General features: G+C 71.1%; 13 protein-coding genes. 7 read left to right on the top strand and 6 right to left on the bottom strand.

Annotated features, from left to right (window positions below):
• The first annotated feature begins 107 nt into the window (after nucleotides 1–107).
• Nucleotides 108–5,813: an AAA family ATPase gene (locus WME96_RS44165; protein WP_437287540.1), complete on the top strand. Its 5,706-nt coding sequence runs from the start codon at nucleotides 108–110 to the stop codon at nucleotides 5,811–5,813.
• Between the two features lie 55 nt (nucleotides 5,814–5,868).
• Here the strand turns inward: WME96_RS44165 and WME96_RS44160 are convergent, their stop codons facing one another.
• Nucleotides 5,869–6,639 carry an SDR family NAD(P)-dependent oxidoreductase gene (locus tag WME96_RS44160; protein WP_437287539.1) on the bottom strand — a complete coding sequence of 257 codons (771 nt, stop codon included), beginning with the start codon at nucleotides 6,637–6,639 and terminating at the stop codon, nucleotides 5,869–5,871.
• Nucleotides 6,640–6,760: 121 nt separating this feature from the next.
• On the opposite strand from WME96_RS44160, the gene WME96_RS44155 reads away from it, so the two are divergent.
• Both WME96_RS44155 and WME96_RS44150 read left to right on the top strand, forming a co-directional pair.
• Entirely contained in the window at nucleotides 6,761–7,453 is a 693-nt protein-coding gene (locus WME96_RS44155; protein ID WP_437287538.1) for a TetR/AcrR family transcriptional regulator, read from the top strand.
• Nucleotides 7,454–7,696: 243 nt separating this feature from the next.
• Nucleotides 7,697–8,191, top strand: coding sequence for a cupin domain-containing protein (locus WME96_RS44150; RefSeq protein WP_437287537.1), 495 nt, complete (start codon nucleotides 7,697–7,699; stop codon nucleotides 8,189–8,191).
• Between the two features lie 193 nt (nucleotides 8,192–8,384).
• On the opposite strand, the gene WME96_RS44145 is transcribed toward WME96_RS44150, so the two are convergent.
• Complete coding sequence (locus tag WME96_RS44145) at nucleotides 8,385–9,356, bottom strand: AraC family transcriptional regulator (protein WP_437287536.1); 972 nt, start codon at nucleotides 9,354–9,356, stop codon at nucleotides 8,385–8,387.
• Nucleotides 9,357–9,425: 69 nt separating this feature from the next.
• Here WME96_RS44145 and WME96_RS44140 point away from each other — a divergent pair, with 69 nt between their 5' ends.
• Entirely contained in the window at nucleotides 9,426–10,292 is an 867-nt protein-coding gene (locus WME96_RS44140) for an SDR family NAD(P)-dependent oxidoreductase (RefSeq protein ID WP_437287535.1), read from the top strand.
• Between the two features lies 1 nt (nucleotide 10,293).
• Here WME96_RS44140 and WME96_RS44135 read toward each other — a convergent pair whose 3' ends face one another.
• The 4 genes from WME96_RS44135 to WME96_RS44120 form a co-directional block, all read right to left on the bottom strand.
• Nucleotides 10,294–11,661, bottom strand: a complete 1,368-nt coding sequence (locus tag WME96_RS44135) for a DUF1552 domain-containing protein (RefSeq protein WP_437287534.1) — start codon at nucleotides 11,659–11,661, stop codon at nucleotides 10,294–10,296.
• A gap of 16 nt (nucleotides 11,662–11,677) precedes the next feature.
• Nucleotides 11,678–13,414 (bottom strand): DUF1592 domain-containing protein, encoded by a 1,737-nt coding sequence (locus tag WME96_RS44130; RefSeq protein WP_437287533.1) that lies wholly within the window; start codon nucleotides 13,412–13,414, stop codon nucleotides 11,678–11,680.
• A gap of 342 nt (nucleotides 13,415–13,756) precedes the next feature.
• A complete protein-coding gene (locus WME96_RS44125) occupies nucleotides 13,757–15,838 on the bottom strand; it encodes a substrate-binding domain-containing protein (RefSeq protein WP_437287532.1) in 2,082 nt (693 codons plus the stop codon).
• 416 nt (nucleotides 15,839–16,254) lie between these two features.
• Nucleotides 16,255–16,410 (bottom strand): hypothetical protein, encoded by a 156-nt coding sequence (locus WME96_RS44120; RefSeq protein WP_437287531.1) that lies wholly within the window; start codon nucleotides 16,408–16,410, stop codon nucleotides 16,255–16,257.
• 50 nt (nucleotides 16,411–16,460) lie between these two features.
• On the opposite strand from WME96_RS44120, the gene WME96_RS44115 reads away from it, so the two are divergent.
• The 3 genes from WME96_RS44115 (at nucleotide 16,461) to WME96_RS44105 (ending at nucleotide 18,875) form a co-directional block, all read left to right on the top strand.
• Nucleotides 16,461–17,066 carry a TetR/AcrR family transcriptional regulator gene (locus WME96_RS44115; RefSeq protein WP_437287530.1) on the top strand — a complete coding sequence of 202 codons (606 nt, stop codon included), beginning with the start codon at nucleotides 16,461–16,463 and terminating at the stop codon, nucleotides 17,064–17,066.
• Nucleotides 17,067–17,152: 86 nt separating this feature from the next.
• On the top strand, nucleotides 17,153–18,187 hold the full coding sequence (locus WME96_RS44110; protein WP_437287529.1) for an NADP-dependent oxidoreductase: 1,035 nt from the start codon (nucleotides 17,153–17,155) through the stop codon (nucleotides 18,185–18,187).
• A gap of 52 nt (nucleotides 18,188–18,239) precedes the next feature.
• On the top strand, nucleotides 18,240–18,875 hold the full coding sequence (locus WME96_RS44105; RefSeq protein ID WP_437287528.1) for a CotH kinase family protein: 636 nt from the start codon (nucleotides 18,240–18,242) through the stop codon (nucleotides 18,873–18,875).

Below are 18,875 nucleotides of genomic sequence, written 5' to 3'. Positions count from 1 at the left end.
GCGGCGCGCGGGCTCGGCAGCTCGAGCATCGCCGGCGGCCCCGACCTCCCACCGGAGCGCCGGGCGGGGCCAGCGCGTCGCGGCGCGTCGTCCCCGTGAATCTCCCCATGGAGATGCACGCGCCGTCCCCGTACACGATCACCGGCGCCCTCCACGAGGGCGGACGGACCCGCCTGCTCCGCGCGGTCCGCAGCGCCGATGGCCGCCCGGTGATCTTGAAGGTCATCGACCCGAGGAGCGGCCGCTCGCAGGACATCGAGCGCCTGCAACACGAGTACACGATAGGCAAGATGGTGAGCCACGAGGCCATCGTCACACCGATCGCCCTGGAGACGTTCGAGGGGCTGCCGGCGCTCGTCATGGAGGATTTCGGCGGCGAGTCGCTCGCTCAGCTCATCGACGGGCCGATGAGCGTCGGCCGGTTCCTGGAGCTCGCTGTCCGTACCGTGGCCTGCGTGGCGGAGCTCCACCAGCGGGACATCATCCACAGGGATCTCAAGCCCCAGAACATCCTCGTCAACACGACCACGGGCGAGGTGAAGCTCGCCGACCTCGGCCTCGCCTCCCGCGTCTCGCGCGACCAGCCGGCGGCAGGGCCTCCCCGGCTCATCGAGGGCTCCTTGCCGTACCTGTCTCCCGAGCAGACGGGGCGGATGAACCGGGCGATCGACAGCCGGGCAGACCTCTATGCGCTCGGCGTCACGTTCTACCAGATGCTCACCGGGCGCCTGCCCTTCGAGGCGCGGGATCCGCTCGAGTGGGTGCACTGCCACGTCGCTCTCGCCCCGCCGCCGCCCTCCGCGGTCGTCCCGGAGCTGCCCGAGGTGCTCTCGGCGATCGTCCTGAAGCTCCTCGCCAAGATGGCGGAGGATCGCTACCAGACCGCCCGCGGCCTCAAGCACGACCTCGAGCGGTGCCTCTCGCAGCACCGAGATCACGGCAGCATCGAGCCGTTCTCTCTCGGCGAGCGCGACATCTCCGGCCGCGTCCAGCTCCCGCAGAAGCTCTACGGCCGCGAGCGCGAGATGACCGACTTGCTGCGCGCGTTCGAGCGCGTGGGGGACACGGGAGCCACCGAGCTCGTCCTGGTCTCGGGCTATTCCGGCAGCGGAAAGTCGGCGCTCGTTCACGAGCTCTGCAAGCGGGTCGTCCGGGAACGAGCCCTGTTCCTCTCCGGGAAGTTCGATCGATACAAGCGCGAGATCCCCTATTTCACGCTCGTCCAGGCCTTCCGGGAGGCCGTGCGCGACATCCTCGCCGAGCCGGAGGACCGGATCGCGGCCTGGAGGCAGCGGCTGCTCGACGCGGTCGGGACCAACGCGCAGCTCATCGTGAATGTCATCCCGCAGGTCGAGCTCGTCATCGGCCGACAAGCGCCCGTCCCCGAGCTCCCGCTGGCCGAGGCGCAGCACCGCTTCTGCGTCGTGTTCCGGAGCTTCATCGGGGTATTCGCGCGGAAGGAGCACCCCCTCGCGCTCTTCCTCGACGATCTCCAGTGGAGCGACCCGGCGAGCCTCGGGCTCCTTCACGATCTGGTGACCCACCCCGAGGTGGGCCACCTCCTCGTCGTCGGCGCGTACCGCGACAACGAGGTGACCCCCTCGCACCCGCTCGCGGCGGCGCTCGACCAGGCGCGTGAGGACGGCGCGCGCGTCTCCGACGTCGTGCTCGGCCCGCTCTCCCGGGAGCACCTGGCCGCGCTCGTCAGCGACGCGTTCCGCTGCCGCCGCGAGGACGCCGCGCACCTCGCGGAGCTCGTCCACGACAGGACGGCCGGAAACCCCTTCTTCGCGATCCAGTTCCTCACCGCGCTGCGCGAGGAGCGGCTCATCGAGTTCGACGAGCGCGCCGAGGTCTTCCGGTGGGACGTGGCGAAGATCCGCGACAAGGGCTTCACGGACAACGTGATCGACCTGATGGTCGGCAAGCTCGCGCGGCTCCCCCCTGGCACCCAGGAGGCGATGAAGCACCTCGCCTGTCTCGGCAGCACAGCCGACGTCGCCCTCCTCGCGCTGGTCCGCGGCTGCTCGGTGGAGGAGACGCACGCGGACCTCGGGGAGGCCGTCCGCGCGGGGCTGGTCCTGCGCAAGGACGCGTCGTACAGGTTCCTGCACGATCGGGTCCAGGAGGCCGCCTATTCGCTCATGCCCGAGGGCGAGCGGGCGGCGAGGCACCTCGGGATCGGCCGGCTGCTCGCGTCGCGCGCGGCGCCGGAGGAGGTGGAAGAGAAGATCTTCGAGATCGTCAATCAGCTCGATCGCGGCGCTCCGCTGATCGCGTCGCCGGAGGAGCGCGAGCGGGTGGCGGAGCTCAACCTCGTCGCGGCCAAGCGCGCCAAGGGGTCGACGGCCTGCGCTTCGGCGCTGAGGTACCTCGCCGCCGGCAGGGCGCTTCTCCCGGAGGACTGCTGGGAGCGGCGGTACGAGCTCACGTTCCAGCTCGAGCTCCACCGGGCCGAGTGCGAGTACCTCACCGGCGACCTCTCGGCGGCCGAGGAGCGCCTCTCGGCGCTCTCGCGCCGCGCCGGGAGCCTCGTCGATCTGGCCGCCGTCACGTGCGTGCGGCTCGGCCTCTACACGACCATGGACCGCAGCGACCGCGGCGTCGACGTGGGCCTCGAGTACCTCCGCCGCGTCGGCATCACGTGGTCGCCGCACCCCACGGACGAGGAGGTACGGAAGGAGTACGCGCGGGTCTCGGAGCTGCTCGCCGGCCGCGCGGTCGAGGACCTCATCGGCTCACCCCAGATGGCCAATCCGGCGTGCCGCGCGACCCTCGAGGTCCTGACCCACGCCCAGTCGCCGGCGCTGTTCACCGACGCCAACCTGAATTGCCTCGTCGTGATGCGCATGACGAACCTCAGCCTCGAGCACGGCAACTGCGACGCATCGTGCCTGGCCTACACCTGGTTCGGCATGCTCCTCGGGCCGCGCTTCGGCGATTACCGCATGGCCTACCGGTTCGCCCGGCTCGGCCTCGACCTCCTGGAGCGCCGCGGCGCGCTGCGGTTCAGATCCCGCGTCTACCTGGGCTTCGGGCACCGGGTCAACCCGTGGGTGAGGCACATGCGCACCGGCGTCGAGCTCCTGCGACGGGGCTTCGAGGCGGGGCAGGAGACCGGCGACCTCACGTATGCTTCGTACAACAAGAACTGCCTGGTCACGATCCTCCTCGCCGCGGGAGAGCCCCTCGGCGAGGTGCAGCGAGAGGCCGAGAGCGCGCTCGACTTCGTGCAGCGGGCGCGGTTCGGCCTCGCGGTCGACATCATCACCGCGCAGCTCCGGCTCATCCGGGCCCTCCGGGGCCTCTTGCCCGATTTCCCCTCGTTCAACGACGCGGACTTCGACGAGCGCCGGTTCGAGCAGCGCCTGGAGGGCGATCCGCGCCTCGCGATCGCCGCCTGCTGGTACTGGATACGCAAGCTGCAAGCGCGCTTCCACGCGGACGACGTCGAGGCCGCGCTCGAGGCCGCGGAGAAGGCGCGGCCGCTGCTCTGGACGTCGGGCTCGTTCTTCGAGCTGGCCGAGTATCATTTCTATGGTGCGCTCGCGCGGGCGGCGCGCTGCCGCGCGGCGGATACCGGCGAGCGGCGCCGGCACCTCGACGCCCTCGCCGCCCACCAGAGGCAGATCGACACCTGGGCGGAGAGCTGCCCCGAGAATTTCGGCAACCGGTCGGCGCTGATCGGCGCCGAGCTCGCGCGCCTCCGCGGCGAATGGGACAGCGCGGCCCAGCTCTACGAGCAAGCCATCCGCTCCGCCCGCGCGAACCACTTCGTCCACAACGAGGCGCTGGCCTGCGAGCTCGCGTCGGGGTTCTACCGGGAGCGAGGGTTCGCGCTGATCGCCGATACGTACCTCCGCGAGGCCCGCGCCGGCTATGTCCGCTGGGGGGCGGACGGCAAGGCCCAGCGCATCGATCAGCAGCACCCGCACCTCTGGGACGCGAGGCCGATCGCCCCGACGGCCTCCTTCGAGGCGCGGTCCGAGCAGCTCGACCAGCTCTCGGTGATCAAGGCGTCGCAGACCATCTCGCGCGAGATCGTCCTCGACGAGCTCCTGCGGACGCTGCTCACGGTGGTCCTCGAGCAGGGCGGCGCGCAGCGAGCTTGCCTCGTCCTGCATCAGGACGAGCGCCTCTCCATCGAAGCCGAGGCCATCCTCGAGGAGAGCGGGGAAGTGACGACCGTGCTCCCGCGCGCGACGGAGGACGCGTCGCGGCGCGTCCCCCTGTCGCTCGTTCGCTACGTGCACCGGACGAAGGAGTGCGTCGTCCTGACCCACGCCGCGGCCGACGCGGGCAAGTTCTCCGGCGACGAGTACTTCGCGCGGCGCGAGCCCCGATCGCTCCTCTGCATGCCTATCCTGAGGCAGGCGGAGGTGGCGGGCCTGCTCTACCTCGAGAACGACCTCCTCGCCGGCGCGTTCCCGCCGGAGCGGCTCGCTGCCCTGTCGCTCCTCGCCGCGCAGGCGGCGATCTCCCTGGAAAACGCGCGGCTGCTCGCCAGGGAGCAGGCCGCGCGGACCGAGGCCGAGGCGGCGGAGCGGCGCGCGGCCTTCGTGGCCGCGGCCGGGGAGATCCTCTCCGGATCGCTCGATATCGGCGAGACGCTGTCGCGCGTCGCGCGGCTCTCGGTGCAGTCGCTCTGCGACTGGTGCATCATCGACGTCATCGAAGGGGAGCACCTCCAGCGAAGCCTCTGCGCGCACAGGGTCCCCTCGAAGCAACCGTTGCTCGAGCAGCTACCGCGGCGGTATCCCCCTGGCCGGAGCTCGTCTCACCCGGCGTCCAGGGTGCTGCGGAGCGGTAAGCCGCTCCTGGTCCCCTTGTATTCCGAGGAAGACTTCCGGAAATACTGCGAGGACGACGAGCACGCGAGGATCCTCCGCGAGCTCGGGACACACAGCTTCATCTCCGTGCCGCTCATGACGCGGGGACGGCCGCTCGGGGCGCTGAGCGTCGTCTCGTCCGCGCCGGAGCGCCGCTACGCGGAGGCCGACCTGGAGCTCGTCCAGCAGGTGGCGCACAGGGCCGCGCTCGCGATCGACAATGCGCGGCTGTACCTGGCCGCCCAGGAGGCCATCCGCCTGCGGGACGAGTTCCTCACCGTGGCGACGCACGAGCTCAACACGCCGATGACGTCGCTCACGCTCACGCTCGAGGCGATGGATCGGAGCCTCCAGTCGGGTCGGCCCTGCGACCCGCAGGCGATGGGCAGGCAGGTCGAGCGCGCGCTGCGGCAGGCCGCGCGCCTGGCCCGCCTGAGCAACGAGCTCCTCGAGGTCTCGCGGATCGACACCGACCGGGTCTCGCTCGACGTCGCGGAGGTCGACCTCGGCGCGGTCGTCCGCGACGTTGTCGCGCGGTTCGAGCTGGATCTGGCGCGCGCCGGGTGCGCTGTCTCGCTGCGTAACGGCGGCCGGATCGTGGGCTGCTGGGACCGCTCGCGCCTCGACCAGATCGTCACGAACCTGCTCACGAATGCGATCAAGTTCGGCGCGGGCAAGCCCATCGAGATCGTCCTCGGCGAGGAGGGCGGGACGGCGCGGCTCTCGGTGAGGGATCACGGCATCGGCATCGACCCGGCGCGCCAGGGGCGGATCTTCGACCGCTTCGAGCGCGCCGTGTCCGACCGGCACTACGGCGGGCTGGGGCTCGGCCTGTACATCAGCCGCCAGCTCGCGCAGGCGCACGGCGGCTCGATCCGCGTCCAGAGCGCGCTCGGCGCCGGCGCCACGTTCACGGTCGAGCTCCCCGGCGCCGGGCCGCCGGCGTCGCAGCGCGCGCCGGTCTGCTCGAGCGATCTGGCATGATCGCGCGCCTCGACGCATGATCGCGCGCCTCCCGCCCCGGGGGTCTATCCCCTGATCACATCGGCCGGCCACCGCTCGCGCGGACGATCTCGCCGGTGACCGCGGTGTTCGCCGCCGAGCACAGGAAGACGATGGTGGGCGCGACCTCCTCGGCCCGCAAGAGCCGCCCCACCGGATACGCCTTCCCGCGCTGCGCCGCGAACTCCGGTGATATCCGCGCGCTCAGTTTATCGGTCAGGGTCAATCCCGGGACCACCACGTTGGCCAGGATCCCGTGCGGCCCGAGCTCGCGCGCGAGCACCGCGGTGAGCCCGTGGAGCGCCGATTTGGCGGCGGCGTACGGACCGGAGCCCACCACCCCGTCGAGCGCCGCGCCCGAGGAGAGGTTGACGATACGGCCCCAGCCGCGGGCGCGCATGGAGGGCACCGCGGCCTGGATGGCGGCGAAGGCGCCGTCGACGTTGTCGTGGATCGTGCCCTGCCACTCTTCGAGCGGGATGTCCTCGAAGCGCGGCGCTTCCCAGGGCAGGCGCTCGCTCCAGCGGACCGCGTTGTTGACGAGCACATCGAGCTGCCCGAAGCGCGCCAGGGCGGCCGCGACGGCCGCCTTGACCGACTCGAGCGACCCGAGGTCGAGCTCCAGCGCGAGCGCCTCGCCGCCTCGACGCTCGATCTCCTGGACGACCTCTCGGGCCTTCTCACGCTCGCTCCGGTAGGTGAGCGCCACGCGGGCCCCCTCGGCCGCGAGCTGCAACGCCACCTCCTTGCCGATCCCCTGCGAGCCACCTGTCACCAGCGCGGCCCTCTTCTTCAGCCCCAGCTCCATGCGACACCTCGCTTTCGCCGGGTAAGGTAAACCAACTGGAAGAATCTTCCACAACAATTTGGAAGAACCCTCCAACAAGGCAGGCTGGTCAGCGGCGCGGGGCTGCGGTAGGGGAGAGGGCATGGCCGTGGCTCGACAGAGCGGCGTGGCCCGCCGGGAGGCGCTGCTGGACGCGGCGCTCCGCTGCTTCGAGCAGCGTGGCCTCTTGCGCACTGGCATCGAGGACGTCCGCAAGGAGGCGGGCGCGAGCCCTTCGAGCGTGTACCACCTCTTCGAGGACTTCCCGGCGCTGGTGGCGGCGCTGCTCGAGCGGACCTTCGAGCGGCTGGCGGGGGCCATGACCGCGCGCGTGCTCGCCGCCAGGACGCCGCGCTCGGCGGTGCGGGCGCTCGTGGAGGCGCACCTGACCTGGGTGTTCGACCACGAGGCCGAGGCGCGCTTCATGTACCAGGCGCTCGCGCTGGAGCTCGACGGGCATCACCGCGCGGCGCTCCGGGACACCAAGACGCGGCTCAAGGCGGAGATGACGGCGCACCTCGCGGAGCTCGGCGTCTTCTCCGGGGCGCGCTCGTCCGAGGTGACGCTCGACGTCGTGCTGCTCGGCCCGGCGCACCAGGCCTGCCGCGCCTACCTCTCGGCGTCCGGCGTCGTGGACCCCGCGTGGATGAGGGCGACCCTGCCCGACCTCGCGTGCGCAGCGCTGGCCAGGGTCGAGCCTGCGGGCCGGGCGGCACGGACGGGCAAGGGCGCGGACGCCGTGGAGCCGCTTCAGAAGACCGGCGGGAGAAGGAAGAGCAAACCGGCTCGCGGATGAGTGGGTGAATCGCGGCGCCTGTGCCGAGCGGACATCCGGGGCTCCGGTCGCGTTCGCCCTCCGCCCCCAGACCCATTGAGCGAGAGGTCGGGCCAGCCCGCCGCGGGGCGGGCCAGACCGCTGGCGATCCGCTACGCGAGCGCAATCCCACCGAGCTTGGCCATCCTCATCGCTCCCACCATGAAGAAAGCGTGCGCGTGATTCGCTGGCGAGCGCTCCCCGCTCGATGCTCCAATGGGCGGTATGTCGATCATCCAGCCCAGGTTCGATCAGCCGGTCGTCGTCCGAGGTTCCGATGCTGAAGTCGTCGGCGCCCCGACCGCGAGGGTCCAGCTCCTCGCGGACAGCAGCGCGACGGGCGGAGCCCTCTCCACCGTACGTGTGACGCTCGCGAAGGACGCGGACGGCGCGCGGCCGCACCGCCACAACGGCTCGGCCGAGATGTTCTACGTGCTCGACGGCGCCGTGCAGGTCCTCTCGGGGAGCGACATCGTGACGGCGGAGCGAGGCGACCTCCTCGTCGTCCCGCCCCAGGTCGCCCACGCGTTCGCGGCCGCGCGCGGCAAGAGCGCAGAGCTCTTGATCGTCATCACCCCAGGGGTCGAGCGCTTCGAGTACTTCCGCAAGCTCACGCGCATCGCGTACGGCCAGGAGCCGCCCGACACCTTGCGCGACGTGCAGGAGCTCTACGACACGTACTTCCTGCGCAGCCCCGAATGGGAGGCGGCGCGCCAATGAACAGGTCTCCCGTCAAACCGATCAACGCTCGTGGATGAACAGCGAGTACATCCCGCACCGGGCGCAGTGGATCTCATCATTCGACGTGGCGTCGCCGTTCTGGCTACACCACCACGAGTACCAGAGCTGGAGATTCCCTTCGGTGTTCCCACGCGCCCCGCACGCGAGGTGACCCTCGCGACGGTCGCCCAGCTCATCGGCGCGCATCGCGCGGGCCCGGCCTCGGACGGCGGCGGTACGCGCCGGGCGGGACGCCGGCCCAGCCCTTGAACACGCGGTTGAACGCCTCGTCGGACCCGTAGCCCACCTTCGCCGCGATGTCCTTGATGCTCAGGCCCCCCTCCTCGAGCAGCCTCGCGGCGTGGCGCATTCGCCACGCTGTCACGTGCGCGAGCGGCGGCTCGCCCACCTGACGGCGGAACTCGGCGGCGAACGCCGAGCGCGACATCCCGGCGCGCCCGGCGAGCGCGTCGACCGTCCACGGCGCGCCAGGATCCGCGTGGATCGCGGCGAGCGCGCGCGCGATCGAGGGGTGCCCGAGCCCCCTCAGCCACCCGGCGCCGGCGACGCCTCGCGCGATGGAGGCGCGCAGCGCGTGGATGAAGACGAGCTCGGCGAGCCGCGTGAGCGCGGCCCCCGAGCCCGGCTGAGGCGCCGCGACCTCGCTGGCCAGCGCGCCCAGGACGCCGAGGAGCCCGGGGCCCGCGGTCTCGGCGGGGAGGTGCAGGAAGCCCGGCAGCGCCGACCCCAGGAGGGCGCGTCCGGCCTCGTCGACCGCGAGCGACCCGCAGACCAGCGTCGTGCGAGGCCCCGAGCCGCCCCACCGGAGCGGACCAGGGCCATCGCCGGCGGCGCGGCGGAGCTCGTCGAACGAGACCACCGCGCTCCTCGGGCTGTCCCGCAGCGCGTGCGCGCGCCCCGCCGCCACGAGGACCACGTCGCCGCTCGCGATCGCGACCTGAGCCCGCGGCGCGTCGAGCAGCGCGAGGTGCGCCGCGCCCCGGACGACCACGTAGCAGACGAGCTCCGGGATCCCCGGCGTCTGCACGCCCCAGGGCGCCCCGAGCTCGCCCGCGCCGAAGACGCTCCCGCGCAGGCGGACCGCCTCGAGGACGCCGCTCAGCGGATCGGCGGCGCTCTCCCGGGACGATCCATCAACCATCATGGATTGGATATCACTGAACGTCCGCGTTCACCACGGTATCTATCAACAACCCTGGTGAGGAGAGGACCGATGAAGGAGCGGAGCGTGGAGGCGGCGAGCTTTGTCTTCGTGGGTGGGTCGGCTGGCATCGGGCTCGCGACGGCCACGGCGGTGGCGCGCCGCGGCGCCTCCGTGCTGCTCGTGGGGCGCGACCGCGCGCGAGGCGAGGAGGCCACGCGTGCCCTCCGGGAGGCGGGGGCGAGGGAGGCCGCCTGGGTGCAGGCCGACGTGTCCTCGGTCGCCGGGGTGGCGCAGGCAGCCGAACAGATCCGGGCCTCCCGGCGCGTGATCCACGGGCTCGTGCACAGCGCGATGACCGTGCGCTTCCAGCGAGCCACCACGGCCGACGGCTTCGACCTCGCGTTCGGCCTGCAGTACCTCGCCCGGTACGCGCTGAACCGCGCGCTGGTCGGGGAGCTCGCGGCCTCGGGCGACGGCCGGATCGTGCACGTCGGCGGCAAGGCGCCCTCGGGCCTTGTGCCCGATCTGGAGGATCTTCAGTTCGATCGGCGGAGGTGGTCGCTGCTCCGAGCGCTCATGTCCTCGCAGGTGCTGGGGTATCTCCACGTGCAGGAGGCGGCGAAGCGGTGGAATGGCCTGCCGGTGACGGCGAGCATCGCCTGCGTCGGGATGACGAAGACGCAGAATGCGATGAGCGGTCCGTGGTGGGTGCGAGCGATCTACAGCGTCGCCGGGGTGGCGCCGGAGCGGTCCGCGGAGAACGTCGTCCGATTGCTCACCGCGGCCGACACGAGCGACGCGCACGGCGCGGTCCTGTTCGATCCGAAGCGCTTCACCCCCACCCCGCTCTCGTACGATGCCGCCCTGGCGAGCCGCACGTGGGAGCTCTCGGAGGGGCTGGTCCGGGAGCGAGGGCTCTCGCTCGCGCCGGGCTGACTCAGGTGAGCGGCAGGGCGCCCCCCGTGTTCAGGATCTCGTGGCCGAAGCTCGTGACGTCCTCGAAGCCCATGTAGTGGAAGCAGCTCACGAGCATGTCGGCAAACGAGCGATCGCCGTCGAAGTCGATCATGCGCCCGCGCCGGAAGTAGTCGTGCGCCTTGCCCGCGAGGACGACCAGGGTGTCGTGGATGCTGTGGGTGTCGCCCTGCCCGAGCTCGTTCCAGTGCACGACGAGCGTGTGATCCCAGAGGGTGCCGTCGCCGTCGCTCGTGTTCTTCAAGATCTCGTAGAGCTTGGTGTTCTGCTCCCAGAGGTGCCTGTGGATCTTGCGCACGTCGGCGAACGCGGCGTCATCGCTGTTGTGGGAGATGTCGTGGTGACCCTCGCTGAGGCCCAGGTTCGAGTAGACGCGGCCGCTGGTGTTGCCGCTCCAGTTGAAGTTCACCACGCGCGTGAGATCGCAGGCGAACGCCAGGGCGCTGATCTTGAAGAACAGCTCGCCCATGATCATGTGGTTGTCGTCGTCATAGGGGTCGAGCCGCTCGCCGAGCGGGGTCTGCACGCACGCGGCCGCGCCGTTGCCGGTCTGGAGCGCGCGCTCGATGTCGCGCATCGAGTCGAGGTGCTGCTGGATCTTGGCGCGGTCCTCGGCGCCGAGCCTGGTGAGGAGCGAATTGCCCTCTTCGCGCACCAGATCGATGGCCGACTGCCTCTTCGCCAGGCGCCTCAGCACCTCTTTCTGCGCGGCCGCGTCGTCGGGCGTGAAGGAGAAGATGCGGGCGTAGGCCGCGTACGGGTCGGTCTCCGCCGGGATCGGGTTCTGCTCGCCCACGGGCCCCGCGTGAGCGTGCGTGTTCCAGATGTCGTTCCACTTGGTGCCGACCCGGTACACGAGGTGCCGGTGCGCGACGCGCTCGTTGCCTTCCAGCACCCGACCGCCGATCGCGTAGTCGGCGCTCGGCCCCTCCACGTATCCGATGGTGCTCTCGGTGCCGCCGATCGGGAACGACCCGGTGCCGGACCTCCACGGCGCGAGCGAGCTGCCGCCCTGCTGGTGGTTGTCGGCCCGCTCGGACTCCGGCAGATCGTAGAAGCGCTTGTGCAGGTTGTTGAGGAAGAGGAGATCCTCGCGGTAGGGCTCGAGCGGGGCGAGGAACTCGCCGAGCTGAAAGCTCGTCTCACCGCCGGCGCTGAAGCGCCTCGCCGTCTGGTCGCCGTTCGCCTGGAACACGAACATGAGGCGGCGCGGGGCGGGCGGCGCCTCCTGGGCTCGCGCGCGGCTCGGGCGCATGGCGTCGAGGAACGGGAGCGCGAGCGCAACTCCGGATGCGCCACGCAGGAAAGTACGGCGGCTCAGGGGTTTCATGGGTCCTCCGGGGTGATCACGGGCGGTAGCGGAAGGCGTCGGTCTGCGTGAGCGCGACAACGAGCTCGGACAGGCTGTAGCCGCTCTCCTTGAACGCGAGCGACAGCGCCGCCATCGAGCAGCGATCGGCGTCGGTCTTGTCGCGGCCGTAGAAGAAGCGGAAGTTCTGCAGCACGTAGCAGGCGCGCGCCTCCTCGCTCTGCGCGAGGCGCTGGCCCAGCTCGGCGGCGTTCGCCACGGGGCCGTCGAGGTCGAACGTGTGCGCGATGTTGCTCGAGGTGACGACCGGCCTGCCCTCCTCGTCCGTCGTGCGGGAGCGGCCCACGGCGTCGAACGACTCGAACACCACGCCGAGGGGGTCCATCAGGTTGTGGCACCCCGCGCAGCTCGGATCGGTGCGGTGGAGCTCGAGGCGCTCGCGCTGCGAGAGCCCGTCTCCCAGGCCCTCGAGATCGAGCTCCACGTCGTTGGGGGGCGCGGGCACGAGCTTGCACAGGAGATCGGTGCGCACCTTGAGGCCGCGCCGGACGATCGAGGTGCGCGTCGCCTTGTCGCGCGTGAGCAGCATGCCCTGGGTCAGCACGCCCGAGCGACCGGGCATGTCGACCCTGACGAAGTCGTCGCCGCTCACGCCGCCCACTCCATAGTGCTTCGCGAGGGCGCCGTTCACGAAGCTGTAATCGGCGGTGAAGAGCTCGTCGAGCGAGCCGCTCGGGTCCGCGAACAGGCTCTTCACGAACGTGCGCGTCTCCTCGTGGAGCAGGGCGGGCAGCCCGGACACGACGCCCGGATACACCGCAGGATCGCGGCTCATGCTGCTCAGGATGTCGGTGTCGAGCCACTGGTTGAAGTACTCGAACAGGCGGTCGGCCCGCGGATCGGCCAGCATGCGCCGCGCCTGGGCCTCGATCTGCTCCGGCGTGCGCAGCTCGTCGGCCGCCGCCGCGCGGGTGAGCTCCTCGTCCGGCTGCGACTGCCAGACCAGGTACGAGAGCCGCGAGGCCATCTCGTACGGCGTGGGCTCGTTGACGCCCTCCGCGCCCGCCCGGCCGACCTCGACGCGGTAGAGCACGTTCGGCGACTGCAGCATGCTGAAGACGACCCACTCGATGCCTTCGTTGAAGGTGGCCCCGTCCGAGCCCGCGGTGAAGCGCTCCTCGTAGCTCTGGACCTCGGCGTCGGTGAGCGGCCGCCGGTACGCCCTGGCGCCGAAGGTGCGGATGAAGTCGCGCGCGCACTCGAGCTCACCGAGCGCCGCCGGATCGCAGGAGACCAGGCCCGGCGCGCGCGCCGCGACGGCGGCGATCTGCTCCGCGGCGTCGAGGTACTTCTGCGCGACGAGCGAGCCGACGCTCAGGAAGCTCGCGTTGTTGCGGAAGCCGAGCGACTCGGGCTCGCTCGGGAACGTGGCGACCACCGTGTCGATGGTGGAGGCCACGCCCGAGACGCCGGAGAAGAGATCCTTCAGCGTGTTCGTATACTCGTGGTTGCTGAGGCGGCGGAGCGGCGCCGCGCCAGGCTGCGGCGTCTGGCAGAACGGCGAGGCCAGCACGTCTTCCGGGATCTGGCCGCTCGCAGGCCCGCCCCCGCCGCCCTCCCAGGGGTCCTCCGTGCCGGCCCCCGTGGACTGGCCAGGTCCGCCGATCTGGCCGTTGCAACCCGCGGCGAGCGCGAGCAAGAGCGGCGCCGCGACCCTGAGCTTCTTGCCGGGGAGCTCGAGGCGCCAACGATCCGTGTGCTGCTCGGGGTTCATCGTCTCCTCCACGCCGCGCCCGACGAAAGGCACGAGTTGGTGCGAGCGCCGACCACACAGGTCGACACCGACACGGGCTCACGATGCTGCGACTCAACAGCGCCGAAAAGAAACCATATCAGGATCCGCCCGAACAGCCACACATCATGAATCGATCGCAATCACTTTTGTGCTCCAACGACTCACGTGCTGATCCAAATTATCCACTCTCGCCGCGCTTTTTGAATCTCGGCGGTAGCGCAGCGGGGAAGGGCGATCTGCCAGATCACCCGTGCGGTGAACGGCGAGGACGCGGGCGATCGCGGAGATCACCCCCGGGGCGCTCGCGAGCGCCGCCCGCGGTCAGGCGATGCGCGCTGAACGGCGCTTCGCGCCCTCGGCGCGGAGTCTTCCTGTCGTCAGCTCGTGAAGGACGCCCGCCAGCGACGAATACGTGGACAGATCGCCGAGGTCCACGTCCACGAGGCTCCTGGCGATCTCGGGGCGCACGCCGACGAGGATGAGGCGCGCGCCGAGCAGGGCGACCGCGCGGCTCGTCTGGCCCAGCGCGTGGGCGACCTCGGCGTCCACGGCCGGCACGCCGGTGATGTCGAGCAGCACGAAGCGCGCCGCATGCCGGCCCACGCCTTCGGTCACGGCCGTGAGCACCTGGAGGGCGCGGCCCCTGTCGATCGCGCCGACCAGCGGCACGAGCAGCACGCCGGGCAGGAGCGGGATGAGCGGACAACCGAGCTCGCGCACCGTCTCGGAGAGGGCGCGCTCGATGGCATAGGCGTCCTGCAGCTCCGTGTGCTTCGCCGAGAGCGACTGGACGAGCTCGTTGCGCTCGAGGGCCGCGGCGAGCAGCGACGCCCAGACCCCGACCGTGCCCTCGTCCCGGGTCAGCTCGCGGAGGGTCGGCCCGATGAGCGCCAGGATGCCCCAGTCGCGCCGGGCGGTGCGGATCGGCAGGAGGAGCATCATGTGCGCGCCGCTCGCGGCCGAGGGCGGCAGCAACTCCGCAGGTGGGAACGCCTCCACCCGATGGCGGCCGCCGATCGCGGGCGTCGCGCTGCCATGGCGGCTGTAGGTGCCGGCGACGACGAGCGTGGTCGCGTCCTCCCGGAGCGCAAAGCAGCCCCAGATCGCGCTGGTCTTCGCGAGCCATGAGAGCGAGAGGGACTCCTGGTGGGAGCCGCTGAGCAGCGCGAGGCCCACCTCATAATTGGACCTCACGAGGAGCCCGACCTGCGCCAGGGAGTCCGTCTCCACATGGAGCCGGGACCGGGCGATCGCGAGGCGCGCGCTGTCCAGGAACGCTTCGACCCGCTGCGCGGACGCCGCATCTCCGCCCCGCCGCGCATGGGCCCGGCGGAGCAGGCGGACGAGCGCCATCAAGGTGCCCAGGTCGGGCGCGATGCCGACGGCCTGCTGGTAAGCGTGCTCCAGCTCCTTCGCCGGAGGGGGCGCGGTGCCCTCGATCGCCGCGGAGTACCCGGCGAGCACCAGGGCGACCCCTGGCCATACCGCGGCTGGCGACAGCCCGGGCGCGAGGGGCTGGGGCGCGAGGAGCAGCTCGACCAGCCGCCGGTCCAGGTCGCCGCCGGTGTCCTCCCCGAGCGCCGCGTCCTGGTCGAGCATGCTCTGGATCACGTCGCACCCGCACGAGGTCCGCTGGATCAAGGTGTTCTGCGTGAGCACGAGCTCGGGCAGGGAGGTCTCGCCGGCGAGCATCGAGAGGATGAGATCGCACGCGGCGCTCCCCATCATCTCGAACCGCTGGCGCACGGTGGTCAGCGGCGGGTCGGCGGCTTGCGCGTCCGGCACATCGTCGAACCCGACGATCGCCATGTCCTCGGGGATGCGCATGCCCGCCTCCTTCAACAAAGGCATCATCCCGAGCGCGTTCTTGTCCGTCCCGAAGACCGCCGCCGTGCACGCATGCCGCTGCGCGAGGAGCTGCGGAGCGGCGCTCTCGCCTCCTGGATACCAGCTGTCGCTGGTCCGGATGACCAGATCGGGATCGAGGGGTATCCCCGCCTCGGCGAGCGTGTCCCGGTACGCTTCAAAGCGCTCGCGCACGTCGGACTCCCCGAAGTAGCCGACGAACGCGATGCGCCGGTGCCCGTGCTCGATCAGATGGAGCACGGCGCTCCGGATCCCGCTGCGGTTGTCGGGAATCACGGACGGGCAATTGCCCTCGTGGGCATCGGTGCCGACGACGACGAGCGGGACCCGCGCGGCGGCGAGCTGCTCGATGCCGTCCACCGCGATCACCAGGATCCAGCCATCCACCTGGTCTCTCGCGAGCGAGGGGGCCTGGAGCGAGGCGGGGGTGCCGCGCATCACGAGCGTCCGACAACCGTGCTGCTGCGCTGTCTCGTGGATGCCCTTCAGGACCGGGTTCCAGAACGAGCCGTCGAGATAGGGGGTGATAACGCCCACGGTATACGGACGGGGCGTGCTATGGCCACCTGCCTCGCGGTGGGCTGGCTCCGCACGGCGGCTCGCATTGCGTACCGAGCCGCCGGCCTCTTCTCCCGTGGCCGGTTGTCCGGCCCGGCCGGCTTCCTGTACAGAGCCGCCCGCCTCGCCGCCCCGCGGCTCCGGCGACTCGACTTCCCTGCCCCGGCTGCTCCGAACCATATCACCCGGCTCTCCCTGCGCCCCGTCCCTCGGCTGCGCGACCTTGTCGACGTGTACCACGATCTGGACGGGTTCTCCTCGGCGCAATGGGCGCGTACCCCGCCGGGGACCTGGCCCACGGCGCGAGGTGCACGGCCTGACGTCCGGGTTTGATTGCATTGGATCGCACAGATTGACGGACGTTGCGCTGCAGCCACATCACGATGAATTGCAGGTCACGGCGACTCGTGGTTCACCGCGCTCGCCTCGTCGGCGCGCATCGACGACGCGAACATCGTGGTCAGGCTGAGCGGCACCGACACGAGCTGAACGCCGACGGCGAGCCTGCGGTCGCCCGCTGCCCCGGGCGGCGCACCTCCAGCGGGAGCCACCGCGGTGACGACTAGACGACCGGTCTACTGGATGCTACCGTGGCGATGTCATGAACGCGACCGCCGCCGCCACCCCCGACGTCCGCCGGCACATCCTCGAGGTCGCCCATCCGCTGCTGCTCCGGAAGGGCTTCACCGCGGTCGGCCTGGCCGAGGTGCTGGCGGCCGCGCAGGTGCCGAAGGGCTCGTTCTATCACTACTTCGGCTCCAAGGAGTCGTTCGGCGAGGCGGTGATCGAGGCCTATTTCGCCGGCTACCTCGCCCGCATGGACGCGCTCCTGGCGCAGCCGGGCACGGCCGCGCAGCGGCTGATCGGCTACTTCCGCGACTGGCTCGACTCGCAGACCGGCGACGAGGCGCAGAGCCGTTGCCTCGTGGTCAAGCTCGGCGCCGAGGTCAGCGATCTGTCCGAGAGCATGCGCGCGGCGCTGGAGCGCGGCGCCCGCGCCATCATCGAGCGCCTGGCCCGCTGCATCGAGTCGGGCAGGGCGGACGCCTCGCTGCCGGCCGTGCTCGACGCGCAGGCGGTCGCGGTGGCGCTCTACCAGAGCTGGCTCGGCGCCAGCCTGCTGGCCAAGATCACCCGCGACCGCGCGCCGCTGGACACGGCCATGGCCGGCACGCGGCTGCTGCTCGGTCTCGCCCAGCCCCTTTGAGGAGGGACGCGCATGCGGTCCCGCCGTTTCTTGCGTCCCTCTTCTAGACGACCGGTCTACTCAACGCCTACCCCAGGAGCAAGCCCATGCCTCAACGCGAAGCTGTCAATCGCCGCGTCGTCCTCGCCGCGCGTCCTCGCGGCCTGCCGACGCCGCAGGACTTCCGTCTCGACGAAGCCGCCGTCCCGACGCCGGGCGAAGGACAGGTGCTGCTGCGCACGCTGTACCTCTCGCTCGATCCATACATGCGCCAGGTGATGGACGAGATCCCGCCGGCCTATGCGCCGTCGGTGCGGCTGGGCGAGCCCATGGTGGGCGGCACGGTCCACCGCGTCGTCGCCTCCAGGCATCCGCGGTTCCGCGCCGGCGACCTGGTGCTCGGCAACGCAGGCTGGCAGGACCACGCGCTCTCGGACGGTCACGATCTCGTCCAGCTCGGCGAGATGGCGCGGCCGTCGCTGGCGCTCGGCGTGCTCGGCATGCCCGGGTTCACCGCCCACGTCGGCCTGCTCGACATCGGCCGGCCCGAGCCGGGCGAGACCGTGGTCGTGGCCGCGGCGACCGGCGCGGTCGGCGCGGTGGTCGGGCAGATCGCCAAGATCAAGGGCGCGCGCGTGGTCGGCATCGCCGGCGGCGCCGACAAGCGCCGTTACGCGGTCGAGGAGCTCGGCTTCGACGTCTGCCTCGACCGCCGCGATCCGCAGCTCGCCGAGCGCCTCGCTGCCGCCTGTCCGGACGGCGTCGACGTCTATTTCGAGAACGTCGGCGGCGCGGTGTTCGACGCGGTGCTGCCGCTGCTCAACCTCGGCGCGCGCGTGCCGGTGGTCGGGCTGATCGCCCATTACAACGACGAGGCGCCGCCGCCCGGCCCGAACCGGCTGCCGCTGCTGATGACGGCCGTGCTGCAGAAGCGCATTCGCATGCAGGGGCTGGTCATCCTCGACCATTACGGCGATCGCTTCGACGCCTTCCGCCGCGACATGGACGCGTGGGTCACCGACGGCCGGGTGAAGCTGCGCGAGGACGTGGTCGACGGGCTGGAGAACGCGCCGGCGGCGCTCATCGGCCTGCTCGAGGGGCGCAACTTCGGCAAGCTCGTGGTGCGCGTCGGCGACGGTTGAGCGCGCGGCGCCGACGCAGAGGGGTCCTGTTCGCGGTCGGAGTAGACAGACCATGAGACCCTCCGGGCGCATCGGCGTGCACGCCATCGACGGCGAGGCGCTCGAGATGTCGGCCGTCCGCAAGAAGGGCTTCCTCGGATCCGCCAGCCGGTCAAAGCCGTCGCTCAAGGTGAGCTTCGATGAATACGTCGATGGGCGCAGGCACGCGGGCCTCGCGGGGCTCACGCTCAACAACGCCCGCCAGGATCCCTCGCTCATCAAGACGTGCCTCGCGTTCAAGGTGTTCCGCGACGCAGGCTTGCCCGCCTCGCGGTGCAACTTCGCGCACGTGACCGTCAACGGGAACGACCTCGGCATCTACGCCCACGTGGAGCCGGTGGGCAAGCGCCTCATCGAGCGCCATTTCACGGACGACAGCGGCAACCTCTACGAGGGGCAGATCAGCGACTTCCGCGAGGGCTGGACCGCCACGTACGAGAAGAAGACCAACGAGGACGATCCCGACCGGAGCGATCTCGACGCCGTCACGGCCGCGCTCCTGGCGAGCGACGCGGAGCTCGACGCGAAGCTCGGCGAGGTCCTCGATATCGCCGCGTTCAGGAGGTACTGGGCCACCGAGACGCTGATCGCGGCGTGGGACGGCTATGCGGGCAACGTGAACCCCCGCCCCCCGCCGAGGGCTGTCTGA

The organism is Sorangium sp. So ce406, from assembly GCF_051474675.1.
Lineage (GTDB): Bacteria > Myxococcota_A > Polyangia > Polyangiales > Polyangiaceae > Sorangium > Sorangium cellulosum_G.
Note: the sequence above shows the minus strand (reverse complement) of the source record. Positions and strands in the feature narration are given on the sequence as shown.